The organism is Alloyangia pacifica (assembly GCF_020524285.1).
In the GTDB taxonomy this organism is placed as follows: Bacteria; Pseudomonadota; Alphaproteobacteria; order Rhodobacterales; family Rhodobacteraceae; genus Salipiger; species Salipiger pacificus_B.
This window is the reverse complement of the sequence record NZ_JAIVKX010000035.1, coordinates 1-5,871: the sequence shown is the minus strand read 5'-3', so window position 1 is coordinate 5,871 and position 5,871 is coordinate 1. Positions and strand designations below refer to the sequence as shown.

Annotated in this window: 3 tRNA genes and 3 rRNA genes; all 6 read left to right on the top strand. The window is 54.7% G+C overall.

The annotated features are described in order from the left end of the window. The first annotated feature begins 129 nt into the window (after positions 1–129). The 6 genes from LC039_RS26685 to LC039_RS26660 all read left to right on the top strand — a co-directional run bounded on the left by LC039_RS26685 (position 130) and on the right by LC039_RS26660 (position 5,814). Positions 130–1,591 (top strand): 16S ribosomal RNA (locus LC039_RS26685). A 207-nt stretch (positions 1,592–1,798) separates the two neighbouring features. Next, a tRNA-Ala gene (locus LC039_RS26680) sits at positions 1,799–1,874 on the top strand. Positions 1,875–1,924: 50 nt separating this feature from the next. Next, positions 1,925–2,001 (top strand) — tRNA-Ile (locus LC039_RS26675). Positions 2,002–2,427: 426 nt separating this feature from the next. After that, positions 2,428–5,261 (top strand): 23S ribosomal RNA (locus tag LC039_RS26670). Positions 5,262–5,430: 169 nt separating this feature from the next. Beyond that, positions 5,431–5,545: ribosomal RNA gene (gene rrf, locus LC039_RS26665) — 5S ribosomal RNA — on the top strand. Together the 16S, 23S and 5S rRNA genes with 3 tRNA genes alongside form the textbook arrangement of a ribosomal RNA operon. Before the next feature lie 192 nt (positions 5,546–5,737). Further along, positions 5,738–5,814: transfer RNA gene (locus tag LC039_RS26660), tRNA-Met, on the top strand. The last annotated feature ends 57 nt before the right edge of the window (positions 5,815–5,871 follow it).

Here is a 5,871-nt window from a genome sequence, read left to right as displayed (position 1 = left end):
AAACAGAAAGTTTGATTGCGCTCCTTTCCTTAGCCGGGTGGAGCAGCCGCGGACCTTCCCGGTTCGTCGGTGATGCAGTCAAAGATGTGCTGAGGTTCGAACGTCAAGGACAACCGAGCAATCGGTTTTCAACTTGAGAGTTTGATCCTGGCTCAGAACGAACGCTGGCGGCAGGCCTAACACATGCAAGTCGAGCGAGACCTTCGGGTCTAGCGGCGGACGGGTGAGTAACGCGTGGGAACGTGCCCTTCTCTACGGAATAGTCCCGGGAAACTGGGTTTAATACCGTATACGCCCTTCGGGGGAAAGATTTATCGGAGAAGGATCGGCCCGCGTTAGATTAGGTAGTTGGTGGGGTAATGGCCTACCAAGCCTACGATCTATAGCTGGTTTGAGAGGATGATCAGCCACACTGGGACTGAGACACGGCCCAGACTCCTACGGGAGGCAGCAGTGGGGAATCTTAGACAATGGGGGCAACCCTGATCTAGCCATGCCGCGTGAGTGATGAAGGCCTTAGGGTCGTAAAGCTCTTTCGCTGGGGAAGATAATGACTGTACCCAGTAAAGAAACCCCGGCTAACTCCGTGCCAGCAGCCGCGGTAATACGGAGGGGGTTAGCGTTGTTCGGAATTACTGGGCGTAAAGCGCGCGTAGGCGGATCAGAAAGTTGGGGGTGAAATCCCGGGGCTCAACCTCGGAACTGCCTCCAAAACTCCTGGTCTTGAGTTCGAGAGAGGTGAGTGGAACTCCGAGTGTAGAGGTGAAATTCGTAGATATTCGGAAGAACACCAGTGGCGAAGGCGGCTCACTGGCTCGATACTGACGCTGAGGTGCGAAAGTGTGGGGAGCAAACAGGATTAGATACCCTGGTAGTCCACACCGTAAACGATGAATGCCAGTCGTCGGCAAGCATGCTTGTCGGTGACACACCTAACGGATTAAGCATTCCGCCTGGGGAGTACGGTCGCAAGATTAAAACTCAAAGGAATTGACGGGGGCCCGCACAAGCGGTGGAGCATGTGGTTTAATTCGAAGCAACGCGCAGAACCTTACCAACCCTTGACATCCTCGGACCGCCAGAGAGATCTGGTTTTCACTTCGGTGACCGAGTGACAGGTGCTGCATGGCTGTCGTCAGCTCGTGTCGTGAGATGTTCGGTTAAGTCCGGCAACGAGCGCAACCCACATCTTCAGTTGCCAGCAGTTCGGCTGGGCACTCTGGAGAAACTGCCCGTGATAAGCGGGAGGAAGGTGTGGATGACGTCAAGTCCTCATGGCCCTTACGGGTTGGGCTACACACGTGCTACAATGGCAGTGACAATGGGTTAATCCCAAAAAACTGTCTCAGTTCGGATTGGGGTCTGCAACTCGACCCCATGAAGTCGGAATCGCTAGTAATCGCGTAACAGCATGACGCGGTGAATACGTTCCCGGGCCTTGTACACACCGCCCGTCACACCATGGGAGTTGGTTCTACCCGACGACGCTGCGCTAACCTTCGGGAGGCAGGCGGCCACGGTAGGATCAGCGACTGGGGTGAAGTCGTAACAAGGTAGCCGTAGGGGAACCTGCGGCTGGATCACCTCCTTTCTAAGGATGTTTCTAGCTCAGTCAGCTCGCTGACCGACGTGAAACACTTAGCAAGCACCAGTTAGTCACTGGTGCACATCAAAGAGCCAGGCCGTCCTCATATCTCTTCAGACTTAAGCAATAGCCAACGGGCTGTTGTGACAGTGGCTCCCAGGATTGCCACCGGGTGACGCTTTGTTGTCCTGCCAATTCTGCGAGCAGAATTGTGGGGCCTTAGCTCAGCTGGGAGAGCGCCTGATTTGCATTCAGGAGGTCAGGAGTTCGATCCTCCTAGGCTCCACCACTCCCTTTCGCACAGCGAAAAAGAGTAAGTTCTGCCTAGGCCTAGAGAATGGGTCGGTAGCTCAGGTGGTTAGAGCGCACGCCTGATAAGCGTGAGGTCGGAGGTTCAAGTCCTCCTCGACCCACCATTCCCTGTCAGAGAGAAAAGATCGATTTGATCGATAAGCACTTTCGAGTGCTTATCCGTCCAATCGGACGCATTGACATCGTTTAGAGAGATACAAAATCAACACTGTTTGATTGCCGCGAGTGTGCGGCGATCTCTGGTTGGTTCCCCGCAAGGGGAAGGTTTTGCGCAGCGGTTGTTTCCTCGACCAAGTGCGAAATATCCCGATCAGAAAAAGAACAGAGTTGTCCAAGTCAAGTACACTAACCCCTCATTCACTTTGCATAGGGTGAATGAGATTGTCCTCGCCGCACGGCGAGGGCGGGAAAGTATGCTTCTGATCCGGAAATAGATGGGGCTGCACGAACCAGCGTAGTCCCTTGCATGGCAAGTCCTCAAGTAGCCGAAAGGCGGTAGGACACTATAAAGCCTTGCTCTTTCTGGATCGGATCAAGCGCGAGAAGGGCGTTTGGTGGATGCCTTGGCAGTAAGAGGCGATGAAGGACGTGATACTCTGCGATAAGTCCTGGGGAGCTGAGAATAAGCTTTGATCCAGGAATTTCCGAATGGGGCAACCCACCTGAAAGTTCGTTATAATTGCTCTTCGGAGCAGCCTATAACGGGCTTAAACAGGTACTTTTAACCTGAACACATAGGGTTTTAAGAGCAAACCCGGGGAACTGAAACATCTAAGTACCCGGAGGAAAGGACATCAATAGAGACTCCCCTAGTAGCGGCGAGCGAACGGGGACCAGCCGAGTCCTGAGAGTGAACAGAATGGTCTGGAAAGGCCAACCACAGCGGGTGACAGTCCCGTATGTGAAGCTCGATGGAACGTATTAAGTAGGGCGGGACACGTGAAATCCTGTTCGAAGATCGGAGGACCACCTCCGAAGGCTAAGTACTCCTTACTGACCGATAGCGAACCAGTACCGTGAGGGAAAGGTGAAAAGCACCCCGACGAGGGGAGTGAAACAGTACCTGAAACCGAACGCCTACAATCAGTCGGAGGCTCCTCGAGAGCTGACGGCGTACCTTTTGTATAATGGGTCATCGACTTGGTCTATCTAGCAAGCTTAAGCCGTTAGGTGTAGGCGCAGCGAAAGCGAGTCTTAATAGGGCGTCGAGTTAGATGGATCAGACCCGAAACCGAGTGATCTAGGCATGACCAGGATGAAGGTTAGGTAACACTAACTGGAGGTCCGAACCCACACCTGTTGAAAAAGGTCGGGATGAGTTGTGCCTAGGGGTGAAAGGCCAATCAAACTCGGAGATAGCTGGTTCTCCGCGAAATCTATTTAGGTAGAGCGTCATCCGAATACCCCGGGGGGTAGAGCACTGGATGGGTAATGGGGCCCCACAGGCTTACTGATCCTAACCAAACTCCGAATACCCGGGAGTACTAGATGGCAGACACACTGCGGGTGCTAACGCCCGTAGTGGAGAGGGAAACAACCCTGACCTCCGGCTAAGGCCCCCAATTCATGGCTAAGTGGGAAAGCAGGTGGGACGACCAAAACAACCAGGAGGTTGGCTTAGAAGCAGCCATCCTTTAAAGATAGCGTAACAGCTCACTGGTCTAATTAAGTTGTCCTGCGGCGAAGATGTAACGGGGCTCAAGCCATGAGCCGAAGCCGAGGATGCGCATAGCGCATGGTAGCGGAGCGTAGTGTGACATAGGACTCCTCCTCTTCTGCATCCTTCGGGATGTAATGGAGGAGATAGTCCTTTCTGTGAAGCCGGGCTGTAAGGCATCCGGTGGAGAGATCACTAGCGAGAATGATGACATGAGTAGCGACAAAGAGTGTGAGAGACACTCTCGCCGAAAGTCCAAGGGTTCCTGCTTAAAGCTAATCTGAGCAGGGTAAGCCGGCCCCTAAGGCGAGGCCGAAAGGCGTAGTCGATGGGAACCAGGTCAATATTCCTGGGCCATGTGGTGGTGACGGATTGCAAAGGTTGTTCCTCCTTATCGGATTGGAGGGGCCGCTCAGCAGTTCCTGGAAATAGCCCCACTTTGAGACCGTACCCGAAACCGACACAGGTGGACTGGTAGAGAATACCAAGGCGCTTGAGAGAACGATGTTGAAGGAACTCGGCAAAATACCTCCGTAAGTTCGCGAGAAGGAGGCCCAGTTTCAACGCAAGTTTTGGCTGGGGGCACAAACCAGGGGGTGGCGACTGTTTACTAAAAACACAGGGCTCTGCGAAGTCGCAAGACGACGTATAGGGTCTGACGCCTGCCCGGTGCCTGAAGGTTAAAAGGAGGGGTGAGAGCTCTGAATTGAAGCCCAGGTAAACGGCGGCCGTAACTATAACGGTCCTAAGGTAGCGAAATTCCTTGTCGGGTAAGTTCCGACCTGCACGAATGGCGTAACGACTTCCCCGCTGTCTCCAACATCGACTCAGCGAAATTGAATTGCCTGTCAAGATGCAGGCTTCCCGCGGTTAGACGGAAAGACCCCGTGCACCTTTACTACAGCTTCACACTGGCATCAGGCCATGCATGTGCAGGATAGGTGGTAGGCTTCGAAGCAGACACGCCAGTGTCTGTGGAGCCTCCCTTGAGATACCACCCTTGCATTGCTTGATGTCTAACCGCGATCCCTTATCGGGTTCCGGGACCCTGTGTGGCGGGTAGTTTGACTGGGGCGGTCGCCTCCTAAAGCGTAACGGAGGCGCGCGAAGGTTGGCTCAGAGCGGTCGGAAATCGCTCGTTGAGTGCAATGGCAGAAGCCAGCCTGACTGCAAGACTGACAAGTCGAGCAGAGTCGAAAGACGGCCATAGTGATCCGGTGGTCCCAAGTGGGAGGGCCATCGCTCAACGGATAAAAGGTACGCCGGGGATAACAGGCTGATACTGCCCAAGAGTCCATATCGACGGCAGTGTTTGGCACCTCGATGTCGGCTCATCTCATCCTGGGGCTGGAGCAGGTCCCAAGGGTATGGCTGTTCGCCATTTAAAGAGGTACGTGAGCTGGGTTTAGAACGTCGTGAGACAGTTCGGTCCCTATCTGCCGTGGGTGTAGGATACTTGAGAGGAGTTGCCCCTAGTACGAGAGGACCGGGGTGAACGATCCACTGGTGGACCAGTTGTCGTGCCAACGGCAGTGCTGGGTAGCTATGATCGGACAGGATAACCGCTGAAGGCATCTAAGCGGGAAGCCCCCCTCAAAACAAGGTATCCCTGAGGGCCGTGGAAGACCACCACGTCGATAGGCCGGAGGTGTAAGCGCAGCAATGCGTTCAGCTGACCGGTACTAATGGCCCGATAGGCTTGATCCGATCCAGGAACAGCAAGGCTGTTCCGAACGGAAAGCATACAACCCCTACACATACTTGACTTGGAAATGCTGCACCCAGCATGTGACCCGTGTCGGCCCGCAACCTGCTTCGCAGGTCGCTTCCGCCGACCGGACCCACATGCTGCCTGCAGCATGTGGGTCTTTCTCGGTTTGGTGGTCATAGCGCAAGCAAAACACCCGGCTCCATTCCGAACCCGGCCGTTAAGTGCTGCCGCGCCAATGGTACTGCGTCTCAAGACGTGGGAGAGTAGGTCACCGCCAAACCTAGTAAGACCCACACCCCGTATCTCTCGACAACGATGATCCCCCACCCTTGCAGCGCATGCCAAAAGGGCAGGGACCCGAAAGGGACAAAGGGGCACGCAACGCGCCCCACACCGTGCTCAAGGCCATCGCCCGAAGCACAATCCAGGATGTGCTCAAACAGCCGATAGCCGGTAGCACAACCAAAAGCGTCGCGGGATGGAGCAGCCCGGTAGCTCGTCAGGCTCATAACCTGAAGGTCGCAGGTTCAAATCCTGCTCCCGCAACCAAATCTACAAAACACCACATGCAAGCGCCCCAACGGGCGCTTTTTGCTTTTGCGGCGC